Raw genomic sequence first — 20,199 nt, forward strand, 5'->3', positions numbered from 1 at the left:
TCCTCCAGGGGATGGTCTGCGGGATCGTCCTTGGGATCCTGCTTCGGGTCGTGAAACGGAAACGTCATCGCGGGTCGGCATCATCGGGCACCACGGTCGGCCCGTCGAGTTCTGCAGCCTCGTCGATCAGGGCGTCGACCGCCTCGGCGTCGGCGGCGTCGAGGATCGCGCGAGCCGCACCATAGGACACCCCGGCGCGCGCAAAGGCGCCCAAGGCGCGAGCCTCGGCACGACCATCGGCTTGGGTGTCGGCGCGCGGCCGGCCGGCGGACGAAGCGCGGTCGGTCCGGGACCGCGAAAACGGACCGAGCCGCTTGCGCCGGGCAAGTGTCGCGGCGGCCTTCAGGTCGGCCGCGCGGTCGCCGCCGGCGTCGGCGCGCAGGGCGGCCAGCCCGGCCTCCACATCCCCCGGCGCGACGCCGCGGCTGCGCAGGTCGGCGGCAATCGCGCGCGCGCCCTTGCCGCGCCCGGCCAGCGTGCGTGCGCGCATCTCGGCATAAGCGGCATCGTCGATCAGCGACAACGCCTCGCAGCGTGCGACGACCCGGGCCACGGCTGTTTCGGCGGCCTCGTCGGACAGGCCCGCAGCGTCGGCCTTCCGCGCCAGAACCGCCACCAGCCGGGCGCGCGTGGCGGCGAACCGGCCCAGATAGCGAAAAGCCGCGTCGAGTAGCGCCTTGACATCGGCATCGGTTTCGATCGGATCGGAGCCCATGACACTCTTCAAGTTGAAAACGACGATGGCACCGACCGTGCCCCGAGCCGGCCGCCGCCCGCAAGCCCGCCGACCCCAAGCCGGCCCATCATCGGCCGGCCATTCCCAAGCCTTGGCCTCGCAACGACGGGGCCTGCGATCTCGGTACCGGGCCGGGCGCCAGGGATGGTGCGGCTGATGCCGGGGCGACCGCGCGCGGCCGATTATGGCCTGTTGGCGACGCTGGCGCTGCTCTGGGGCTCGTCATACCTGTTCACCGACTTGGCCCTCGACGGCTTTACGGCGGTTCAGGTGACCGCCGGTCGAATCGTCGTCGGCGCCTTGGCGTTGCTGGCCTACGGCGCCGTCCACCAGCGCCGCGCCGACCCGCGGCCACAGGCCAGCGTCGGCGATCTACAGGCCAGCGTCGGCGATCTGGTGATGCTGCTGCTTGCCGGGCTGACCGGGGCGGTCCTGCCGTTCGCCCTGTTGGCCTGGGCGCAGGAGGCGGTGACCAGTTCGATGACCGCGATCCTGATCGCCACCGTCCCACTGTGGACCATGGCGCTGGCCCGGCTCATGGCCCGCGACGAGCCGGTGGACGCCGGCCGACTGGCCGGCGCGCTCTTGGGCCTGGTCGGCGTGGCGGTGCTAATGGGCGGCGCCGGCGTCGACGCCCCGCCGACCCCGCGCGCCCTGGCGGTGCTGGGGGCGGCGTTGTGCTATGCGCTGACCGGGCTGATCCTGCGCCGCGTCGACCACCTGCCGGCGCCGGTCAGTGCGGCGGGTCTGCAAGTCTTCGCCGCGCTGGCGATCCTGCCCGTCGGCGCCGTCGACCTGTGGCGACAGGGCGCGGTTGGCGGCACCCTGGCCGTGACCTCAATCGCCGTGCTCGGCCTGTTCGCCTCGGGGCTGGCGCCGATCGTCATGGTCCGGCTGCTGAACCGCACCGGGGCCACGTTCGTGTCGTTCAACAATCTCCTCGTGCCGGTTGTCGGCACATTGCTCGGCATCGCCCTGTTAGGCGAAACGGTGGGACCACGCCAGGCGGTCGGGCTCGGCCTGGTCTTGCTGAGCGTCGCCGCCACCCGGCGCGGCGCCTGACCGTCACGCCTGACCGGCCGAAAGCGGCGCCGCGGCGCTTCACATTTCTGTCAAATGGCCGAACCGGCCGGGTACAGCCACCGTGGAAAGGGTCCAAAAGGGCCGGCAAATACTGCCCCAAACCCGTCCCGACGCCCCGCCGAACGGACAGAAAAGGCTTGCGTGCACCATGGCTAGTCGGTAATGGGCGGGGACGTAGCCGGCGTGACTAGGCCAACGCATCGGCGCCTGTTCGCGGTGCACGAAAACTTGGAATAACATCCTGTCGGCGTCCAGACCGACATGAGCGCCGGTCCCCATACCGCCCCCAAACCGGCGGGGCACGGCGACTCAAGCCGGAGCCACAGATCGTTTTGATGTAAACATGCACGTATCCCTCCCTGATATTCTGGGCACCCCCACGCATGACGCCTTGCCGCGTCGTGTGGCCGACTTCGATACCCTGGTCGACGCGCTGGACTATGCCGCGACCGGTGAACGAGGGCTCAATTTCTTCTCCGCGCGCGGCGAGTTGGCCGTGTCCATGCCCTACCGGGATCTGCGCGACCGGGCCGAGACGTTCGGCCGCCGGCTGGTGGACTATGGCTTGGCCAAGGGCGAGCGGGTGGCCTTGATCGCCGAAACCAGTGCGGACTTCGTGGTCGCTTTCATGGGCTGCCAATATGCGTCGGTGTTGCCGGTGCCGTTGCCCCTGCCGACCAGCTTCGGCGGCCGCGAGGGCTATGTGGGCCAGTTGCGCCAGCAGGTGACCAGTTGCGGCGCGCGCCTGGTGATCGGGCCGGACGCCATGGTCGGGTTGATGGAGGATGCGGCACGCGACCTGGACGTGGCGTTTACCGGCGCCATGGCCCAGTTCGAGGCGCAAACCTCGGCCGACGCCGCGCTGCGCCTGCCCAGCCCCGACGACCTGGCCTATCTGCAATACTCGTCGGGCAGCACGCGCTTTCCCCACGGCATCGCGGTCACCCATCGCTCGTTGATGGCCAATTGCGCCGGCATCGGCCAGGACGGGGTCAAGCTGCGCGAGGGCGACCGCAACGTCTCCTGGCTGCCCTTCTACCATGATATGGGGCTGGTGGGCTCGCTGCTGACCCCGGTGGCGGCCCAGGTGTCGGCCGACTATATGGCCACCGAAGACTTCGCCCGCCGGCCGTTGCAGTGGCTCAAGCTGATCACCCGCAACCGCGGCACCATCTCCTACAGCCCGTCGTTCGGCTACGATCTGTGTGCACGCCGGCTCGGCGACCGCGGTGTCGACGATATGGACCTGAGCTGCTGGCGGGTCGCCGGTATCGGCGGCGATATGATCCCGCCCGACGTGATCCGCGGCTTTTGCACCACCTTCGCCGGCGCCGGCTTCGAGCCGACCACCTTCGTGCCCAGCTACGGCCTGGCCGAATGTACGCTCGCGGTCAGCTTCGCGCCGCTCGGCCGTGGTATCGAGGTGGACGAGGTCGAGGAGCGCATCCTCACCGGCGAAGGCTATTCCGACCAAACCCTGACCGGCGCCCACAGCGCCGCCAACGGTCACGCCGCGCACCCGAACGGCCACCATAATGGCCATGGTGCGCTCAACGGCCATATGGGCAGCCACAACGGCCATAATGGCGCGCACGGGCCCAAGCGCACCCGCGAAGTGGTCAATTGCGGCCGTCCCCTGCCGCAGTACGAGCTCGAAATCCGCGACGACCGCGGCCGTGCCCTGACCGAACGCGCGATCGGTCGGGTATTCGTGCGCGGGCCGAGCGTCATGCGCGAGTATTTCAACGACGCCGAGGGCACCCGCCGGGTGCTGTCAGCCGACGGCTGGCTCGATACCGGCGATATGGGCTATCTGCTCGACGGCTGCCTGTATGTGATCGGCCGGGTCAAGGACATGATCATCGTCAACGGCCGCAATCACTGGCCGCAGGACATCGAATGGGCGGCCGAACAAGTCGACGGCATCCGCGCCGGCGACATCGCCGCCATCTCGGTGCCCGGCGCCAATGCCGAGGAAGTGCCCACCGTGCTGGTCCAGTGCCGGCTGCGCGACAAGGCGGCGCGGGCCGAGTTCGCCCGCGAGGTCCGCCAGCAGATCCTGCGCGCCACCGGCATCGCCTGCAATATCGAGCTGATCCCGCCGCGCACCCTGCCGCGCACTTCGTCGGGCAAGCTCAGCCGGTCCAAGGCGCGGGCGCAATACCTCGCCGGAGGCCTCTCCGCCCTTGCCAGCTAACGCCGGTCCACCGCCCACCACATCCGCGTGCGAGCCCCGGCCGGCGCCCGCTACGGCGGCGGCACCGGCCGGCCGCCCGGTTGCCGGACCGCCGCCGCCGGGCGCCACCGTGGCGTTGACCGGTGCCACCGGCTTTCTGGGCGGCTATATCCTCGACCGTCTGAGCCAAAGCGGCTACCGGGTGCGCGCGCTGACCCGCCGACCGCAACCCGACCGCCCCGGCGTCACCTGGGTGCCGGGCCGCATGGACGACGATGCCTCGCTGCGCCGGCTGGTCGCGGGCGCGCAGGGGCTGGTGCACAATGCCGGCCTGGTGCGCGCCTGGAACCGGGCCGAGTTCTTCTCCGTCAACGCCTGGGGCACGCTGCGCCTGGCCATGGCGGTGGGCATGGCCGCGCCCGAGATGCGCCGCTGCGTGTTGATCTCCAGCCTGGCCGCGCGGTCGCCGCGGCTGTCGGCCTATGCCGCCAGCAAACGCGCCGCCGAACAGATCTGGGCCGGCCTGCCCGCCACCATGGCGCCGGTGGCGCTGCGCCCGCCGGCGATCTACGGTCCCGGCGACCAGGAGGTGTTGCGGCTGCTCAAGGCCGGGCGCTCGGGCTTCCTGCCGGCACCCGCCGGGCGGCGCGGGCGGTTCTCGCTGATCCACGCGCGCGACGCCGCCGAGGCGATCCACGCCGCCCTCGCCTGCCCCAGCCTGCCCGAACCGGTCTATGAACTGGGCGATGGCCACGACCAGGGCTATCGCATGGCCGACGTGGCGGCGCTGATGCGCTCGATGGTGGCGCGCCAGCCGGTGGTGGTACCGGTGCCGCGCCTGCTCGTCTGGGCGCTCGGCTCGGCCAACACGCTGTTCGGGCGGATCGGCCGGCGGGCGGTGTTCTTCTCGGCCGGCAAGGCGCGCGAGGCGATCCACCCCGACTGGGTGTCGGCCGCCGACCGGGGCGGGCCGACCATTCCCGGCTGGACGCCCGGCGTCTCGCTGGAAGCCGGCCTGAAAGAGACCTTGACCCATGCCGGCCTGCTGCCCGACGACCCGCCAGCCAACACTTGACCGTCGGGGCGCGCGCGGTTTTTATGCTCCGATGCGCGCTGCCCTGAGGGACCGACGAAATGGGATCGCAACGCGGCCCCGACGACCGACCCGATCGCGGGGCTAAGCCAGACGCGATGCCCAAGCCCCAGTGCAGTGACCCTGACAGCGGATGACCGACCTCATGTCCGACCCCACGCCGACCAGCCCCGACACCCCTGCCGCTCCGCCAACCGCCGACGAGATCTATCGGCGGATCTGCGCGTTGATCGAACCGTTCAACAAGAAGGGCGTGGCGGTCACCCCGCAGACCACCTTCGCCGGCGATCTGGATCTGGACAGCCTCAACGTCATGGATCTAGTGGCGGCGATCGAGGACGAATTCGACATCATTCTGCCGATCAACCGGTTGCCGGACCTGGAGACCGTTCAGCAGGTCGCCGACGAAGTGGCCAGCATCTTGAAAGGATAGGCGTCTTGGATCTGTTTTCGAAATTCGACGATCTGATCGCCGAACGGGCTGCCGTGCTGGGCAATGGCGGCGCCGACCCGTTCGAACTGGTGATGGACGAGGTGGTGTCGGCGACCGAAGCGGTGGTCGACGGCCGGCCGATCATCCTGGCCGGCACCTATAACTATATGGGCATGACCTTCGATCCGGACGTAATCGCCGCCGGCCATGATGCGCTCGACCGGTTCGGCAGCGGCACCACCGGCAGCCGCGTGCTCAACGGCACCTATGCCGGCCACAAGCTGTTGGAACAACGCCTGGCCGACTTCTACGGCACCGCCCATGCCATGGTGTTTTCGACCGGCTATCAGGCCAATCTGGGCATCTGTTCGACGCTCGCCGGCAAGGGCGACTATATCCTGCTGGACGCCGACTGCCACGCCAGCATCTATGACGGCTGCGCCATGGGCTCGGCCGACATCGTCCGCTTCCGCCACAACAATGCCGAGGACCTGGCGCGCCGGCTGCGCCGCCTGCCCGCCGAGGCCGGCAAGCTGGTGGTGCTCGAAGGCGTCTATTCCATGCTCGGCGACCGGGCGCCGCTGGCCGATCTGGTGCGCGTCGCCAAGGATGCCGGCGCCATGGTGCTGGTGGACGAGGCCCACGCCATGGGCTTCATCGGCGAGCGGGGCCGCGGCGTCACCGAAGCCGAGGGCGTCGAGGACCAGGTCGATTTCATCGTCGGCACCTTCTCCAAGAGCGTCGGCACGGTGGGCGGCTATTGCGTCTCCAACCACCCCAAGTTCGAGGTGCTGCGGCTGGTCTGCCGGCCCTATATGTTCACCGCCTCGCTGCCGCCGAGCGTGGTGGCGACGGCGGCGGAATCGATCCGCCTGATCCAGACCCGGGGCGCCGACAAGCGCCAGCAATTGTGGGACAACAGCCGCCGTCTGCACGGCGCGCTCAGCGCCGCCGGCTTCCAACTGGGCACCGAGCGCCCTGAAAGCGCGATCATCGCCGTGGTGCTGCCGGACCTGGAAACCGCCATCGCCATGTGGCAGGCGCTGCTCGACGCCGGCGTCTATGTGAACGTGGCGCGGCCGCCGGCGACGCCGTTCGGCATGGTGCTGCTGCGCTGCAGCCTGTGCGCCGCCCACCGGCCCGACCAGATCGACGCCATCGTGGCGGCGTTCCTCCACGCCGCCGAGGCGGCCAAGCTCGACCTCAGCGGAACGCGCCGCGCCGACGCAGCCGAATGAACAGCCGCACGCCGGCCCGCAAGGGCCGGCGGCGCATGGCCGGCGTGATCTCCACCGCCACGCCGCTGTGGCGCTCAAGCTTCCAGGCCAGATAGTCGAGCCCGCCGTCGAACGTGGCGGCGGCCTTCATCAGCCGGGCGATGCCCAGCAGCCGTCCGGTCACCGCCCGGCGCCGCCAGCGCCGGCGCGCGCGGGCAGCCGCCATGGCGTCCGCGCCCAGCCGGTCGAGCGCCGGCGGCGTGATGCGGTCGTAATAGGCGCGGTCCTGCTCGTAAAACGCCATGCGCCAGCCCGGCCGTTCGGCGCGAAACTCGGCGCCATAGCTCCAGGTGAAGGCGTTGCTCCACAGGGCGGCGGCCGAGCGCTCGGCGGCCAGGGCCATGGTCTCGGCCAGCATGGTGCACACCGCCGTGGCGCAGGCTTGGGCAAGCGTCGCCCGCGCGGCCTCGTCGCGCAGCCAGACCGGCTGGCAGGGCTGGCAGAAGCGCGCCCAGATGCTGGTATCCCAGCCGCGCGCCCGGCACCGGGCGGCAAAGGCCGCCAGCGTCATCACCGCCACCTTGGCGCGCACCGTGCGGCCGGTCTCGTCGCTCTCGAAATAATAGACATTGGGCGGCACCAGGCGCGCGCCGAGCGCTTGGCCGCGCCGGCCGGGCAGCGCCGCGCCCATGGCGTCGACCAGCACATAGAAGTCGAGCATCTGGCCGTCGATGCGGCCGGTGCGCCGGCACGACCCGTAGAACACCACCGCCGCGGTGCCCGGATAGCGCTCGGCCAGCCGCCGGGCGGCGACGCGGATCGCCGGGTCGACGGCCTCGTCCCAATGGGCGGTGACCGCGTGCACCAAGGGGTCGGCGGCGGATCGGCCGGCGGCGGGATCGGCGCTCATCGCCCGCCGGCCGCCCGGTGGTGGGGTTTGAGCGACACCATGGGCACGCTGGCGCCGGCGCGCAGGGTGACCACCGCGCCCGGTGCCGGGTGGAAGATCTCGCCGTCGAGCACCACCGGGCCGCTGTCGTGCAGCCAGACCCGCTCGGCATTGACCGAATAGACACCGCGCCCCCAGCCGAAGCGGCCGGGGCCCAAGGCCCACAAGGCGCGCAAGATCGCGCCGGGCCGGCTGGCGATGGCGGTCATGTGCAACCGCCCCGCCGCCTCGCGCGACCGGCCGGCTGCGGTCGTCTGACCCGGTTCGCGGCCGGCGCCCGGCTCGACGTCGAACGGGCGCAGCCGAAGCAGCAACCGATCGAGCGTGGTGCCCACCGCCACCATGAAGGTGCCGGTGGCGCGCCGCCCGTCGGGGGTTTCCAGGGTCAAGGGACGGTGCAGGAAGTCGCCGCCGCGCCCGATCAGCGCACCGCCCACCAGGGTCACGAAGGCGACCCCGTGCGCCAGCGACAGGGGCCAGCCACGGGTATAGAGGCTGTCGCGACACCAGACCAGCGCGCCGACCAGCCCAGCCCCGCCGAAGAACAGCCCCACATGGGGCGTCTGGCCGTCGCCCAGGTCAAGCTCGATCAGCGGGTGGGCGATCACGTGATCGTCGAGCCGGCCCCGGTCCGCCAGGTCGAACAGCCGACCCAGCAGCCGCTCGGGCGGCTCGGTCAGGCCCAGATTGCGCGCCACCAGATTGGTCTTGCCGCCGGGCAGCACGGCGATCACCGGGCGCCAGGCCGGCTGGCGGTTCAGCCGCGCCAGGTCGGACAGAACCGCCTGGATGGTGCCGTCGCCGCCATTGATGACCAGGTGGGTCACCCCGGCCTGGGCGAAGTCTTGCAACACCGCCGGGATATCGGCGATCCGGTCGACCGCCCGGTGCAGCCCCGGCGAGCGCGCGCCGGCCGCCGTCCGCACCGCCGACAGATGCGCCCGGTTGCGGGTGCTGGTCGGGTTCGACAGGACGCCAAACAGGGGCGTGACGGGCTCGGTGCCGCACTCGCGGATCGGTTGTTGCAGCATGAACGATACTCTGGTCAGCGGACGGGCCGGGCAACGGGCGCGCGGGCCTCGACGACGCCCTGAGGGCGCGGTCGTCGCGGCCCGCAATGGTCGGGTCAGTGGGTCAAGCCCGTGACGGTCTGGTTACGCAGAGATGACGCCGGTTGCAAGCCCCGGGCCGCGACAGCCGCGACCGACCCCCGATCGGAACACCGCCCGGCAGCCATGGCTGGCTTTCGCGGCGCCGGGCTCATGACCGCTGCGGGCGTCGCCCGGCTGGGCGGACGGGGGCGGGCTAGGACGCCAGTTCGCGCAGGCCCTGGCGGATCAGGTCGGCAAGCGGCGGGTCGCGCTCGGCATCCTTGATCAGCCGCGCCACCGCCGCCTGGGCGTCGGCCGGCCGATACCCCAGATTGACCAGCGCCGACACCGCGTCATGGGCCACCCCGCCGCCCGGCGCCGCCGCCCGGCCGGCCATGGCCGAGCCGCCGGGGCCGCCCGCACCGCCGGCCAGCCCCGGCATGGACCCGGGCAAGGCGGGCATCTTGTCGGCCAACTCGTTGATCAACCGTTGCGCCACCTTCGGCCCGACGCCGTTGGCGCGGGTCAGGGCGGTCTTGTCGCCATGGGCGATGGCGTCGGCCAGATCCTGCGGGCCCAGCACCGACAGCACCGACAGCGCCATCTTCGCCCCCACCCCCTGCACCGAGGTCAACAGCGAGAACTGGTCCTTCTCCGCCGTCCCCGTGAAGCCGTAGAGGTGGATATGGTCCTCGCGCACATGGGTTTCCACGTCGAGCGCCACCGGCTCGCCGAGCCCCGGCAGGGCGCCCAGGGTGCGCGCCGAGGCGAACACCAGATAGCCAACCCCGCCCACGTCGACGATCAGCCAATCCTCGCCGACCGCGTCGACCAGCCCCTTGAGCCGCGCGATCATCGCCAAGCCCCCGCAGCCCCGAGCCCCAGGCCGGAGCGCCCGCGCCTGTGGGCGTGGGCGATCGCCACCGCCAGCGCGTCGACCGCGTCGGCCCCCTTGGGCGTCACGCCGGGCAGCAGGGTGCGCACCATCAAGGCGACCTGGTCCTTGGCCGCGTGCCCGACGCCGACCACCGCCTTCTTGACGTGGTTGGGCGCGTATTCGTGCACCGGCAGGCCGGCGAGTGCCGGCGCCAACAGCGCGATGCCGCGCGCCTGGCCGAGTTTCAGCGTCGAGGTCGGGTTCTTGTTCACGAACGTCTCTTCCACGGCGGCCTCGTCGGGCGCCCAATCGGTCAACACCTGTTGCAGGCCGTCGAACAGCGCCACCAGCCGCTGCGCCAGCGGCTCGGCGGCGTTCGACGTGATCACCCCGTCGGCCACATGGCTCAGCCGGCTGCCGCGCGCCTCGATGATCCCCCAGCCGGTCCGCTGCAAGCCGGGGTCGAGCCCGATCAACCGCACCGCCGCCCTACCCGCACGCCACCGGCCGCCAGGCGCGACCGCGCGACCGCCCAGCGGATGGGTGATCGGGATGGGGGTCGGGGTTGGCGTCGGTGCGCGGGCCGGATTGGGCGTCGGGGCGGCCGACCAGCCACTCGAAAGCGCGCGCCAGGCGCGCGGTGCCGTCGCGTTCGAACCACGCGCCATGGGCGAACACCACCCGTTCGGGCGCCCAGGCGATCAGCATCTCGGCCACCCGGCGTGCCGCCACCCGGTCGGTCAGGCTCCAGCGATAGGTGCGCGGCACGCCGCCGGTGGGCGCCAAGGCGCCGTCGAGCCGGCCGAGCCAGCGCAAGGCCGGACCATAGCGGCGGCCGTCCAGGTTCATGATCAGGTCGGTCAGGATCAAGGTGCGTGAGGCCCGGTGGTGGAACACCACCTCGTCAAAGTACCAACTCGGCCCGAAGATGGTCTGGTCGAGCGTGTCGGCCCAGGCGGCGGCGGGGCTGGAGCCGAGGGCGGCGTCGAAGCGCAGGTCGGGCCGGCGCACGCCCAGCCCCGGCGCCTCGTGCAGCACCGCGTCGGGATAGGCCGCGACCCAGGCGCCGAGCGCGCCGTGGTGGAAGCGGTTCGGCGCCACCAGGTGACGCACCGGGCCGAGCGCGTCGAGCGCGTCGTGCAAGGCCGGCGACGGCGCGACCGGCGAGTGCAGCCACAAGCCGCCGCACGCCAGGCGCACCACGGTCATGCGCGTGGCCACCGGCACACCATAGAAGCGTACCTCCGGCCCTTCGGCCAGCCAGATATCGGGGCCGATGGGGCGCAGTGCCTCGGTCACCGTCGTCATGGGCGTCGATCCTCTCCACGGGGCGCCGGCACACCCCGCCGGCGGGGTAACGGACGGGCGCGGGGGCCCGGGCGCGGGCCGCGCGGTCAGGCGGCGTTGAGTTTTTCCAGCACCGCCTCGCTGACCTCGTAATTGCCGAACACTTCCTGCACGTCGTCATTGTCTTCGAGCGCGTCGATCAGCTTGAGCAGGGTGGCGGCGTCGTCCTCGCCCACCTCGATGGGGTCCTTGGCCTTCCAGTAGAGCTTGGCCGACTGCGGTTCGCTGCCCAATTGCTCTTCCAGCGCCTTGGCCACCTGGTGCAGTTCGCTGTTCGGGCAATAGATTTCGTGGGTTTCGTCGTCGGATTCGACGTTTTCGGCGCCGGCTTCAAGCGCCGCTTCGAACATCGCGTCGGCGTCGGCAGCGCTGGCGGGATAGACGATCTGGCCCACATGGTCGAACATATAGTTGACGCTGCCGGTCTCGCCCATATTGCCGCCATTCTTGGAGAAGATGGTGCGAATATCCGAGGCCGAGCGGTTGCGGTTGTCGGTCAGCGCCTCGACGATCAGGCCGATGCCGCCGGGGCCGAAGCCTTCATAGCGCACGTCCTCGTACGTGTCGGCGTCGCCGCCCTGGCTCGATTGGATGGCGCGTTCGATGCGGTCCTTGGGCATGGACTGCGCGCGTGCCGCGGCGATCGCGGTGCGCAGGCGCGGGTTCATGTCCGGGTCGGGCGCGCCCATCTTGGCGGCCACGGTGATTTCGCGGGCGAGCTTGGAAAACATCTTGGCGCGCTTGGCGTCCTGCGCGCCCTTGCGGTGCATGATGTTCTTGAATTTGGAATGGCCGGCCATGGCTGCCTTTTCCTTTCCTTGACGATGGGAACAAGCCTACACGATCGCGCGGCGCCGCGCGACCGGGGCGAAAAGTTGCGCCGTGTTCTAGCCCAAGCGGGCGTCAGGTCAAAAGGGTTTGGTGGCCCACACGGCGAACGCGGTGCTCTCGCCCGCGCCCAAGCCCCTAAGCGGCCGAGCCCGAACCGTTCACCCGCCCTGCACCGCCGGCGCCCGATGGCCAGCACCGGCGACCGGCACCCGACCAGCCCAACCGCCCGACCCGGTCGGATTTCCGCCGACAGCGGCGGGGACATGGCGATAGCCGGGTGAGCGGCCGGTGAGCGGGATGGGTTAGAGAGCCGGCCGGGCCTCGGCGAGCCGGCCGCCGAGGCGCACGGGCTCGACCCGGGTGGCGAGGCCGGTCCGGTCGTCGGTCTGGACGAACACGCCGCACACGGTCGCCTCGCCCGACGCCGGGCTGAAGCGCACGCCGGGGGTCTTCTGGGTGAAACGGCGCACCGGCTCGGCCTTGTCCATGCCGATCACCGAATTATAGTCGCCGCACATGCCGGCGTCGGTCTGATAGGCGGTGCCGCCGGGCAGGATCTGCGCGTCGGCGGTGGGCACATGGCTGTGGGTGCCGACCACCAGGCTCGCCCGGCCGTCGCAGAAATGGCCCATGGCCATCTTCTCGGAACTGGCCTCGGCGTGCACGTCCACCAACACCGCCTGGACCGCGCCGCCGAGCGGGTGGCGGGCAAGCACCCGGTCCACATAGGCGAACGGATCGTCGAGCGGGTCCATGAACACCCGGCCCATCACATTGACCACCAACAGCTTGGCGCCGCTGGTGGCGGTGAACACCCCGGCACCGCGACCGGGCGTTCCGTCGGGGAAATTGCCGGGGCGCAAAAGCCTGGGCTCGCCGCCGATATAGCCCATGACCTCTTTCTGGTCCCAACTGTGGTTGCCGCCGGTGATCACGTCGACGCCGGCCTCGAACAGGCTATCGGCGATCTTCCCCGTGATGCCGAACCCCGACGCCGCATTCTCGCCATTGACCACCACCATGTCGGCTTTCAGCGATGCGCGCAGCCCGCCCACCGCCTCGATCGCCGCCGTGCGCCCGGCCCGGCCCATCAGATCGCCCAAAAACAACAGCCGCACCGGCGGTCTCCTTCCTCGTCAATCCTTCAAGGGCGCGCGCTCAGTGGGCGAGCGCCGCCGGGTCGGGCACATGGACGCCGGTCTCGGTGGCGATCGCGTGCAGGGCCACGTCCCACATGTCGTGGGGCACGCTGGTCGCCTCCTGGGCGGCGAACGCCAGGCCGAGCGCCAATGGCTTGGACGCGCGCCCGTCGTCGGCCAGCGCCGCCAGCGTGCGGTCGTAAAAGCCGCCGCCATAGCCCAGCCGATAGCCGCGCGTGTCGAACGCCAACAGCGGCACCAACAGCACGTCGGGCCGCACCTCGGGCGCGTCGGCGGGCGGCACCGGCACCTTGAACGTGCCGGGCTCGACCGGGTCGCCGGGCGCCCAGCGGCGGAACACCAGCGGCTGCCCGCGCCCGACCACCACCGGCAGGGCGGTGGCAACGCCGCGCCGGTCCAGGTCGCGCAGCAACAGCCGCGGGTCGATCTCGCCCCGGGTCGGCCAATAGCCGGCGACCACCGGCGCGGCCGCCGCCGACGGCGGGTCGGCGAGCCGCCCGATGCGCCCCAGGAACGCCAAGGCGTGGCCGGTCATGCGGTCGGCGGCATCGGCCCCGGCGGCGTCGGCCGCCCCCTGGCGCTGAGCCCGGGCGAACGGCCGCAGGGCCGCCTTGGCCTCGGCGATCTGGTGAGAAGACGGCGCGGTCATGGGCGACGGCCAAACTTTCGACAGGATCTCGTCTCGGACAATCAAAATATCGTCTCGGACGAAACAACTTGAGACAGCGGCACCGCCGCTGGAAACAGCGTCGCCGTCGCGCGGTACCGGCCCGGCCCCCAAGGCGCGGGGGCTGAGGCGGCGGAATGGGCGGTGGCGGGGCCGCCATGGCCGTGCGGACTCTGTTGTCCTCCGGAACCTGACAAGTCAGGTGGGCGCCGTTTGTTCCGGCCCACGAGCCGGCGCAGGGACAGCTCCCTCGGAGAGCGTATAGCCCCGGGGACCAAGCTGCCGTCACGCACCGGGCAGCACCCGCCGAGCCCTCTACCTAGGATGCCTGGCGCAGCCGTTCAACCAGCGCCTCGACCGATCTTGCGGCATCGGTCACTTTGTCGGCCGCATCGTCGGCATTGACCACGCCATAGCCGCGCTGCATCTCCTGCATCTCGTCGGCCAGCAACAGCGCGGTCATCAACAACAGCCGCTCCTCGCCCACCTGGCCCACCTTCTGGATCAACTCGTTGATCCGGTCGTCCACATAGGCCGCCAGATAGACCAGTTGCGCCTCCTCGCCGTCGCGACAGGCGAGCGTGTAGGGCCGGTTGTTAACGTGCAGTGTGATCTGTCCCATGACCCTCTTCCTCCAGCACCGGGGTTGACGCAGGCTCGGACCCGGCCGTGGGCTCAGGCGCCGTCTCGGAGGTCTCCTCGGCGGCCGTCTGGGGCGCAGCCTCGGGTTCGCCATCGGCCTCGGACACCGCATCGGGGGCTGCGCGTGCCTCGGCCGCCGCGGCTTCGCCCAGACTGTCCTCCAGCCGCGCGATCACCGCGTCGAGGCGCTGTTCGGCCGCCGCCCGGCTGCGGTCGAGGGCGGCCTTCTCGGCGGTCAAGCGGCCCACTTCGCGGCCCTGATCGGCCAGTTGCCGGCGCAGATCGTCGCGCTCGCCGGCCAACCGATCCCGCTCGGCGCGCACGCCGTCGCGCTCGGCCTCCAGGCTCGCCGCCGCCGCCTCCAACTCGTCGACCCGGGCGCGCAAGCCGGCCTCGCGGGCCAGCCGCTCGGCGGTCGCCTCGACCAGCCCTTCCAAAGCCGACAGCGCGGCGCGCAACCGGTCGGTCGCCGCGCCGAAGCGTTCAACGTCTTCGTCCGCCATCCCCACACCTTAAAACAAACCTGACTGCGCGCACCCTATGGTCGCGCCCGCGCTCCGGTCAATGGCGCCGATTCGGCATCGCCGCGCACAGTTACCGAACGGCACAACCGTCGGCCGTCGCCGCATCGCCGCGCTGAGCGCGCGGATCGGGGCGGGGCGTCGCGATTTTTCAACCCGGGCCTATGGTGGGGTGCCCGGGCCGGGCGGTCGCTTGACGGTCCCGGCGCGTCTCGCCATCTTGACAGCCCTTCTCGCAGACCTTGGGTATATTTTTCATGACCGACACACTGCCCGCCGGCGTCAGCCACGCGGATCTGGCCAACGCGATCCGAGCCCTGTCCATGGATGCGGTCGAACGCGCCCAATCCGGCCATCCGGGCATGCCGATGGGCATGGCCGACGTGGCCACGGTGCTGTTCACCCGTCACCTGAAATTCGACCCGGCCTGGCCGCAATGGCCCGACCGCGACCGCTTCGTGCTGTCGGCGGGCCATGGCTCGATGCTGCTCTATGCGCTGCTGCACCTGACCGGCTATGAGCGGCCGACGCTGGACGACATCAAGAATTTCCGCCAGTTGGGCAGCCCGTGCGCCGGCCACCCCGAGGCCCATGAGCCGCCGGGCGTCGAGACCACCACCGGCCCGCTCGGCCAGGGGCTCGCCACCGCCGTCGGCATGGCCATGGCCGAACGGCTGGAAGCCGCGCGCACCGGCGACGCCATCGCCGACCACCACACCTATGTGATCGCCGGCGACGGCTGTCTGATGGAAGGCATCAGCCACGAAGCCGCGTCGATGGCCGGGCATATGAAGCTGTCCAAGCTGGTGGTGCTGTTCGACGACAATGGCATCTCCATCGACGGCGCCACCGATCTGGCGGTCTCCGACGACCAGATGGCGCGCTTCGCCGCCTATGGCTGGCACACCCAGGCGATCGACGGCCACGACCCGGACGCCATCGACCGGGCCTTGACCGCCGCCAAGGCCGACCCGCGGCCGTCGATCATCGCCTGCAAGACCACCATCGGCTTCGGCGCCGACAAGAAGGCCGGCACCGCCGCCGCCCACGGCGCGCCGCTCGGCGAGGCCGAGATCGCCCATGCCCGCGCCAAGCTCGGCTGGGACCATCCGCCGTTCGAGATCCCCGATGCGATCCGCGACGCCTGGTGCGCGGTGGGCGCACGCGGTGCTGCCCTGTCGCGGGCCTGGTCGGAGCGCCTGGAAGCCCTGCCCCAGGACGCCCGCGCCGATTTCGAGCGCCGGCAGACCGGCGAGACCGGCGCGGCCCTCGCCGACGCCATCGCCGGCTACAAGCGCGCCCAGGCGGAGACCCCTGAGAAGGTGGCGACCCGCAAGGCGAGCCAGGCGGTGCTTGAAGTGATCAACCAGGCGCTCGACCTGACCATCGGCGGGTCGGCCGACCTGACCGGGTCGAACAACACCAAGACCGGCGCGCTGGCCCCGGTGACGCCCGACGATTTCTCCGGCCGCTACATCCATTATGGTGTGCGCGAATTCGCCATGGCGGCGGCCATGAACGGCATTGCGCTGCATGGCGGGTTCATCCCCTATGGCGGCACGTTCCTGGTCTTTTCGGACTATGCCCGGCCGGCGATCCGGCTGTCGGCGTTGATGGGCCAGCGGGTGGTCTATGTGCTGACCCATGATTCCATCGGCCTCGGCGAAGACGGCCCCACCCACCAGCCGATCGAGCAGTTGATGAGCCTGCGCGTGCTGCCCAACTGCCATGTGTTCCGCCCCGCCGACGCGGTCGAGACGGCGGAATGCTGGCAGGCGGCGCTGGAACGCACCGACGGGCCGTCGGTGCTGGCGCTGACCCGCCAGGGCCTGACGCCGCAACGCTGCATCCACACCGACGACAATCTGTCGGCGCGCGGCGGCTATGTGCTGCGCGAGGAGACGACGACCCATGTGGTGACCCTGATCGCCACCGGCTCGGAAGTGGAGATCGCCATGGACGCCGCCGCCATCCTGGAGGACAAGGGCGTCGGTACGCGGGTCGTTTCGATGCCGTGCACCGAGCGCTTCGACGCCCAGGACGGCGCCTATCGCGGCGAGGTGCTGGGTCACGACGCACGGCTCTATGTGTCGATCGAGGCCGGCAGCACCCAGGGCTGGGAACGCTATGTGGGCGTCCACGGCCTGACCATCGGCATCGACAGCTTCGGCGCGTCGGGCCCCTACAAAGACCTCTACCGCCACTTCGGCCTCACCCCCGACGCGGTGGTTGAGGCGGTGACGGCCCGGCTGTAGAAGCGAAGCCGAACCCCCGGCAGCGGACCAAAGGCCCCGGGAAAGATGGGCGATCCCGGGGCCTCCGCCCCCCTTATTTGTGGTCAAGGAGACGAGAACATGACGGTGAAGGTTGCCATCAACGGCTTCGGTCGGATCGGCCGGTTGGTGCTGCGCGGCATTGTGGAATCGGGCCGCACCGATATCGAGGTGGTCGGCATCAACGACCTGGGCGACGCGGACATGAACGCCTATCTGCTGCGCCGGGATTCCGTGCACGGCCGTTTCCCCGGCACCGTCACCGCCGAGGGCGACACCATCGTGGTCAACGGCAAGGCGATCCGCATCACCGCCGAGCGCGACCCGGCCAAGCTGCCCTGGGGCGACTTGGGCGTCGACGTGGCGATGGAGTGCACCGGCCTGTTCACCGATCGCGACAAGGCCGCCCTGCACCTGGACGCGGGCGCCAAGAAGGTGTTGATCTCGGCGCCGGGCAAGAATGCCGACCTGACCGTGGTCTATGGCGTCAACCACCAGCAGATCAGCCCCGACCACAAGATCGTCTCCAACGCGTCGTGCACCACCAACTGCCTGGCCCCGGTGGCCCATGTGATCAATCAGGCGGTTGGCATCGAGCGCGGTTACATGACCACTATTCATGCCTATACGGGCGACCAGCGCATTCTGGATGCGTTGCACAAGGACCAGCGCCGGGCCCGCGCCGCCGCGTTGAGCATGATCCCGACCTCGACCGGGGCGGCCAAGGCGGTCGGTCTGGTGCTGCCGGAACTGGCCGGCAAGCTCGACGGCACGGCGATCCGGGTGCCGACGCCCAACGTCTCCATGGTCGACCTGAAGGTGAACACGCCGCGCGACGTCACCGTCGAAGAAATCAACGACGCGATCGTCAAGGCGGCGTCGGACGGCCCGCTCAAGGGCATCCTGTGCTATGAGGACCAGCCCAACGTGTCGGTGGACTTCAACCACGACCCGGCCAGCTCCACCGTCGACATCACCCAGACGCAGGTGATGGATGGCCGCCTGGTGCGGGTGATGAGCTGGTATGACAATGAATGGGGCTTTTCCAACCGCATGGCCGACACCGCGGTGGCCCTGGCCAAGGCGTGAGGGCGGCGATGAGCTTTCGCACCATCAAGGATCTGGGCGCGCTGGACGGCAAGACCGTGCTGCTGCGCACCGACCTCAATGCGCCGATGAGCGACGGCCGGGTGACCGACGACACCCGGCTGCGCCAGGCGGCGGACTCGATCCGCAGCCTGCGCGCCAAGGGCGCCCGGGTCGCCGTGCTGTCGCACTTCGACCGCCCCAAGGGCCGTCGGGTGCCCGAGATGAGCCTGAAGCCCCTGGCCGAGCCCCTGGCCCGGCTTTTGGGCGAGACGGTGACCTTCGCCGACGACTGTGTCGGCGAACCGGCCGAGCGCGCCCTGGCCAACGGCGCCCAGGTGGTGCTGCTGGAAAATGTCCGCTTCCATCCGGGCGAAGAGGCCAATGACGCCGCCTTCGCCCAGGCGCTGGCGGGCTTGGGCCACGCGTTCGTCAACGACGCCTTCTCGGCCTCGCACCGGGCGCACGCCTCGATCGCCGGCATCGCCGACCATCTGCCGGCGGCCGCCGGGCTCGGCATGGAAGCCGATGTGGCGGCGCTGGAAAAGGCGCTCACCGCACCCGAACGCCCGGTCGGCGCGCTGGTCGGCGGCGCCAAGGTGTCGACCAAGCTCGCCGTGCTCGAACATCTGGTGGACAAGGTCGACCATCTGATCATCGGCGGCGGCATGGCCAACACCTTCCTGGCCGCGCGCGGCATCGACGTGAAGGCGTCGCTGTGCGAGCACGACCTGCTGGACACCGCCCGCGCCATCGAGCGCGCGGCCGAGGCTGCGGGCTGCACGCTGCACCTGCCGGTCGACGCGGTGGTGGCGCGCGCGTTCAAGGCCCATGCGGACACCCGCACGGTGCCGGTGGACGCCCTGGACGACGGCGAGATGATCCTCGACATCGGGCCGACCAGCGTCGCCGCCCTGACCGCCGTGCTGGCCGAAATCCGCACGCTGGTCTGGAACGGCCCCCTGGGCGCCTTCGAGGTGCCGCCGTTCGACGCCGCCACCAACGCGGTCGCGCAAGCCGCCGCCGCGCGCACCGAAGCCGGCTCGCTGTTGTCGGTGGCCGGCGGTGGCGACACCGTGGCGGCGCTCGCCCACGCCGGGGTCAAGACCGCGTTCAGCCATGTGTCGACCGCCGGCGGCGCGTTCCTGGAGTGGATGGAAGGCCGCACCCTGCCCGGCGTGGCGGCGATCCGGCTCTGAGACACCGGGCGCGCCGGACCCTCAGCCATCGCTGAGACCAGGACGGGGCGGCGGTGCGACCCCTTGGGGATGTCGCGCCGCCGCCCCGTGCCGTTGGGGCCTCTATGTGGGGCGGCGCCGTCCCGGGCCCGGCGCCGCCTCGGCGCGCGCCACCGCATCGGCGGCAAGCGCGGTGATGCGCTGGAAATCGCCGGCGTCGAGCGCCGCCTTGGGCACCATCCACGAGCCGCCCACGCACGCCACCGTGGCGACGCTCAGATAGTCGGCCAGGCTGTCGGGCCCGATGCCGCCGGTGGGACACAGGCGCACGCCCGGCAACGGCCCGGCCAGCGCCTGCAAGGCCGCGACCCCGCCCGCCGCGGCGGCGGGAAAGAATTTCAGATGGGCAAACCCGGCGTCCGCCGCCTTCATCATCTCGCCCGCCGTGGCGACGCCGGGGATCAGCGCCACGGGCGCCGTGCGCGCGGCCGCTTCGAGCGCCGGCGTCAGCCCCGGCGACACCACGAACTGCGCGCCGGCGCGCTGGGCGCGGTCCAGGTCGGCCGGGGTCAGCACGGTGCCGGCGCCGACCAGGGCGTCGGGCACGGCGGCGCGCATGGCGGTGATCGCGCGTTCAGCCACCGGCGTGCGCAGGGTCACCTCCAGCACGCTCAAGCCGCCGGCGACCAGCGCCCGGGCCAAGGGCGCCGCATCGGCCGTGCGCTCGACGGTCAGCACCGGGATCACCGGGCAGCGATTGAGCACCTCGCCGGCCGACAGCTTCAGGGCGGGCTTGGGCGGCGGGGCGGGGGCGGGCATCGGGCTTCTCCTTGCGAGCG

At 71.0% G+C, this 20,199-nt stretch carries 20 protein-coding genes and 1 other RNA gene; 8 read left to right on the plus strand and 13 right to left on the minus strand.

The annotated features are described in order from the left end of the window. Positions 1 to 64: 64 nt before the first annotated feature. A complete protein-coding gene (locus EV659_RS02585) occupies positions 65 to 715 on the minus strand; it encodes a regulatory protein RecX (RefSeq protein ID WP_132707201.1) in 651 nt (216 codons plus the stop codon). Between the two features lie 177 nt (positions 716 to 892). Between EV659_RS02585 and EV659_RS02590 the strand changes: the two genes are divergently transcribed. From EV659_RS02590 to spt, 5 genes are all read left to right on the plus strand, one after another. Further along, the gene (locus EV659_RS02590) at positions 893 to 1,798 is read left to right on the plus strand and encodes a DMT family transporter (protein ID WP_165878664.1); all 906 of its coding nucleotides are present in this window, start codon (positions 893 to 895) and stop codon (positions 1,796 to 1,798) included. 364 nt (positions 1,799 to 2,162) lie between these two features. Next, a complete protein-coding gene (locus EV659_RS02595; RefSeq protein WP_132707204.1) occupies positions 2,163 to 4,016 on the plus strand; it encodes an AMP-binding protein in 1,854 nt (617 codons plus the stop codon). A 109-nt stretch (positions 4,017 to 4,125) separates the two neighbouring features. Then, positions 4,126 to 5,070 carry an NAD-dependent epimerase/dehydratase family protein gene (locus EV659_RS02600; RefSeq protein WP_165878665.1) on the plus strand — a complete coding sequence of 315 codons (945 nt, stop codon included), beginning with the start codon at positions 4,126 to 4,128 and terminating at the stop codon, positions 5,068 to 5,070. 163 nt (positions 5,071 to 5,233) lie between these two features. Next, a complete protein-coding gene (locus EV659_RS02605; RefSeq protein ID WP_132707661.1) occupies positions 5,234 to 5,521 on the plus strand; it encodes an acyl carrier protein in 288 nt (95 codons plus the stop codon). Next, entirely contained in the window at positions 5,518 to 6,759 is a 1,242-nt protein-coding gene (gene spt / locus EV659_RS02610; RefSeq protein WP_184409785.1) for a serine palmitoyltransferase, read from the plus strand. The genes EV659_RS02605 and spt overlap by 4 nt, the downstream gene beginning before the upstream one ends. Here the strand turns inward: spt and EV659_RS02615 are convergent. From EV659_RS02615 to EV659_RS14625, 11 genes are all read right to left on the minus strand, one after another. Next, positions 6,725 to 7,648: a hypothetical protein gene (locus EV659_RS02615; RefSeq protein WP_132707207.1), complete on the minus strand. Its 924-nt coding sequence runs from the start codon at positions 7,646 to 7,648 to the stop codon at positions 6,725 to 6,727. The two genes, spt and EV659_RS02615, sit on opposite strands and share 35 nt — an antisense overlap. Beyond that, entirely contained in the window at positions 7,645 to 8,718 is a 1,074-nt protein-coding gene (locus EV659_RS02620; protein ID WP_132707209.1) for a diacylglycerol/lipid kinase family protein, read from the minus strand. The genes EV659_RS02615 and EV659_RS02620 overlap by 4 nt, the downstream gene beginning before the upstream one ends. 274 nt (positions 8,719 to 8,992) lie before the next feature. Beyond that, complete coding sequence (gene ruvA / locus EV659_RS02625; RefSeq protein ID WP_132707210.1) at positions 8,993 to 9,634, minus strand: Holliday junction branch migration protein RuvA; 642 nt, start codon at positions 9,632 to 9,634, stop codon at positions 8,993 to 8,995. Continuing rightward, entirely contained in the window at positions 9,631 to 10,137 is a 507-nt protein-coding gene (gene ruvC / locus EV659_RS02630) for a crossover junction endodeoxyribonuclease RuvC (protein WP_132707212.1), read from the minus strand. Before ruvC ends, ruvA begins: the two co-directional genes overlap by 4 nt. A 7-nt stretch (positions 10,138 to 10,144) precedes the next feature. Further along, entirely contained in the window at positions 10,145 to 10,963 is an 819-nt protein-coding gene (locus EV659_RS02635) for a DUF4336 domain-containing protein (RefSeq protein ID WP_132707213.1), read from the minus strand. Between the two features lie 86 nt (positions 10,964 to 11,049). Beyond that, entirely contained in the window at positions 11,050 to 11,802 is a 753-nt protein-coding gene (locus tag EV659_RS02640) for a YebC/PmpR family DNA-binding transcriptional regulator (RefSeq protein ID WP_132707214.1), read from the minus strand. Between the two features lie 333 nt (positions 11,803 to 12,135). Further along, on the minus strand, positions 12,136 to 12,951 hold the full coding sequence (locus EV659_RS02645; protein ID WP_132707215.1) for a TIGR00282 family metallophosphoesterase: 816 nt from the start codon (positions 12,949 to 12,951) through the stop codon (positions 12,136 to 12,138). A 40-nt stretch (positions 12,952 to 12,991) separates the two neighbouring features. Next, positions 12,992 to 13,642: a 5-formyltetrahydrofolate cyclo-ligase gene (locus tag EV659_RS02650; RefSeq protein ID WP_132707217.1), complete on the minus strand. Its 651-nt coding sequence runs from the start codon at positions 13,640 to 13,642 to the stop codon at positions 12,992 to 12,994. A 164-nt stretch (positions 13,643 to 13,806) separates the two neighbouring features. Further along, positions 13,807 to 13,966: non-coding RNA, 6S RNA (gene ssrS, locus EV659_RS15190), on the minus strand. A 13-nt stretch (positions 13,967 to 13,979) separates the two neighbouring features. Continuing rightward, positions 13,980 to 14,282 (minus strand): cell division protein ZapA, encoded by a 303-nt coding sequence (locus EV659_RS02655; RefSeq protein WP_165878666.1) that lies wholly within the window; start codon positions 14,280 to 14,282, stop codon positions 13,980 to 13,982. Then, positions 14,257 to 14,805 (minus strand): hypothetical protein, encoded by a 549-nt coding sequence (locus EV659_RS14625; RefSeq protein ID WP_165878667.1) that lies wholly within the window; start codon positions 14,803 to 14,805, stop codon positions 14,257 to 14,259. Before EV659_RS14625 ends, EV659_RS02655 begins: the two co-directional genes overlap by 26 nt. Positions 14,806 to 15,080: 275 nt before the next feature. Here EV659_RS14625 and tkt point away from each other — a divergent pair, with 275 nt between their 5' ends. The 3 genes from tkt (at position 15,081) to EV659_RS02670 (ending at position 19,381) form a co-directional block, all read left to right on the plus strand. Next, positions 15,081 to 17,078, plus strand: coding sequence for a transketolase (gene tkt, locus EV659_RS02660; protein WP_132707219.1), 1,998 nt, complete (start codon positions 15,081 to 15,083; stop codon positions 17,076 to 17,078). 99 nt (positions 17,079 to 17,177) lie between these two features. Next, positions 17,178 to 18,185 carry a type I glyceraldehyde-3-phosphate dehydrogenase gene (gap, locus tag EV659_RS02665; RefSeq protein ID WP_132707221.1) on the plus strand — a complete coding sequence of 336 codons (1,008 nt, stop codon included), beginning with the start codon at positions 17,178 to 17,180 and terminating at the stop codon, positions 18,183 to 18,185. An 8-nt stretch (positions 18,186 to 18,193) separates the two neighbouring features. Further along, positions 18,194 to 19,381, plus strand: a complete 1,188-nt coding sequence (locus EV659_RS02670) for a phosphoglycerate kinase (protein WP_132707223.1) — start codon at positions 18,194 to 18,196, stop codon at positions 19,379 to 19,381. A 102-nt stretch (positions 19,382 to 19,483) separates the two neighbouring features. Here EV659_RS02670 and eda read toward each other — a convergent pair whose 3' ends face one another. Continuing rightward, positions 19,484 to 20,179, minus strand: coding sequence for a bifunctional 4-hydroxy-2-oxoglutarate aldolase/2-dehydro-3-deoxy-phosphogluconate aldolase (gene eda, locus EV659_RS02675; protein WP_132707225.1), 696 nt, complete (start codon positions 20,177 to 20,179; stop codon positions 19,484 to 19,486). Between the last annotated feature and the right edge of the window lie 20 nt (positions 20,180 to 20,199).

It is taken from the genome of Rhodothalassium salexigens DSM 2132, assembly GCF_004341375.1.
GTDB lineage: Bacteria > Pseudomonadota > Alphaproteobacteria > Sphingomonadales > Rhodothalassiaceae > Rhodothalassium > Rhodothalassium salexigens.